Source organism: Micromonospora sp. NPDC049580 (genome assembly GCF_040675595.1).
In the GTDB taxonomy this organism is placed as follows: Bacteria; Actinomycetota; Actinomycetes; order Mycobacteriales; family Micromonosporaceae; genus Micromonospora.
This window is the reverse complement of the sequence record NZ_JBFAPG010000757.1, coordinates 1-1,865: the sequence shown is the minus strand read 5'-3', so window position 1 is coordinate 1,865 and position 1,865 is coordinate 1. Positions and strand designations below refer to the sequence as shown.

Sequence of the window (1,865 nt, the reverse complement as noted above, 5' to 3'; positions counted from 1 at the left end):
GGATCGCGCTGGACCGGGTCGGCCCCGGCGCGGTGTGGGTGGTCGGTTGCGCGCCCACCGCGCTCGTCGAACTGCTCACCCTCAACGCCGCGCCCGCGCTGGTCGTCGGCCTGCCGGTCGGCTTCGTGGGCGCCGCCGAGTCGAAGGCGGCGCTGCGGGCCAGCGGCCTGCCCGGGGTGTCCAACGTGGGCGAGAAGGGTGGCTCGGCGGTCGCCGCCGCCGCCCTCAACGCCCTGCTCTACACCGAGGAGAAGTCATGACCGGTCTGGTCATCGTCGGGCACGGCACGCGCAGCGCTGCCGGGGTCGACCAGTTCGCCGCGCTCGTCGAGCGGGTCCGCCGTCGCGGTGACGTCGCGGACGTCGAGGGCGGCTTCATCGAGCTGTCCCGCCCGCCGCTGACCGACGCGGTCGGCGCGCTCGTCGCACGCGGGCACCGGGCCCTCGTCGCGTTGCCGCTGGTGCTCACCGGCGCCGGGCACGGCAAGGGCGACATCCCCGCCGCCATGGGCCGCGAGCAGGAGCGGCACCCCGGGCTGACGTACCGCTACGGACGTCCGCTCGGCCCCCACCCGCTGCTGCACACGGCCCTCGAAGAGCGCATCGACGCCGCGTTGGCGGGTGCCGACCGGGCCGGCACGTGGGTGGCGTTGATCGGGCGGGGGTCCACCGACCCGGACGCCAACGCCGAGGTCGCCAAGGTCGCCCGGCTGCTCTGGGAGGGACGCGGCTACGCGGGCGTCGAGGCGGGCTTCATCTCCCTGGCGCAGCCGTCGGTGCCGGAGGTGCTGGACCGGTTGCGCCGGCTCGGCGCGCGGCGGATCGTCGTGGCGCCGTACTTCCTGTTCGCCGGGGTGCTGCCCGACCGGATCGTCGCCCAGTCGGCGGAGTTCGCCGCCGCGCACCCCGACCTGGACGTCCGGGTCGCCGAGGTGATCGGCGACTGTGACGCCCTCGCGGATCTGGTGCTCGAACGCCACGCCGAGGCGCTGGGCGGGGACATTCGGATGAACTGCGACACCTGCGTGTACCGGGTGTTGATGCCCGGCTTCGCGGACAAGGTGGGTCGCCCGCAACGCCCGCACGACCACCCCGACGACCCGGTCGGCCATCACCATCACCACCACGGGCAGGACCACCACCACGATCACGGTTCGGTCGCCGTGGTCGGCGGCGGGCCGGGGCCCGACGACCTGATCACGGTACGCGGCAGGGCGCTGCTCGACGCCGCGGACGTCGTGGTGGTCGACCGGCTCGCCCCGCAGGGGCTGCTCGCCGGGCTGCGCCCCGACGTGCTGGTCATCGACGCCGCGAAGGTGCCCCGTGGCCCGTCGATGGCCCAGGACGCGATCAACGCGGCCCTGGTGTCGCACGCCAAGGCCGGTCGCCGGGTGGTGCGGCTCAAGGGCGGCGACCCGTACGTCTTCGGACGCGGCCACGAGGAGGTGCAGGCCTGCGCGGCGGCCGGCGTACCGGTGACGGTGGTCCCGGGGGTCAGCAGTGCCCTCGCCGCGCCGGCCCTCGCCGGCGTGCCGGTCACGCACCGGGGTGTGGCGCACGAGGTCACCGTGGTCTCCGGGCATCTGCCGCCCGGGCACCCCGACTCGCTTGTCGACTGGGCGGCGCTGGCCCGCGCCCGGGGCACCGTCGTGCTGCTGATGGCCGTGGACACCATCGCGAAGATCGCGGCCGTGCTGGTCGAGCACGGTCGGGCTCCGGAGACTCCGGTGCTGGCCGTGCAGGACGCCGGTCTGCCCGGCCAGCGGTCCGTGCCGGCCCGACTGGACGAGATCGGCGCGGTCGCCGCCCGCGAGGGCATCGGCCCGCCGGCCGTCTTCGTGCTCGGCCCGGTGGTCGCTCTCGCGG

The 1,865-nt window shown here is 75.5% G+C and carries 2 protein-coding genes; both read left to right on the top strand.

Annotated elements, in window-relative coordinates:
* Window positions 1-260: precorrin-8X methylmutase (locus tag AB0J68_RS31790; protein ID WP_363942537.1), on the top strand; the 260-nt coding region annotated here is incomplete at its 5' end.
* Window positions 257-1,865: uroporphyrinogen-III C-methyltransferase (cobA, locus tag AB0J68_RS31785; protein ID WP_363942535.1), on the top strand; the 1,609-nt coding region annotated here is incomplete at its 3' end. The genes AB0J68_RS31790 and cobA, both read left to right, overlap by 4 nt.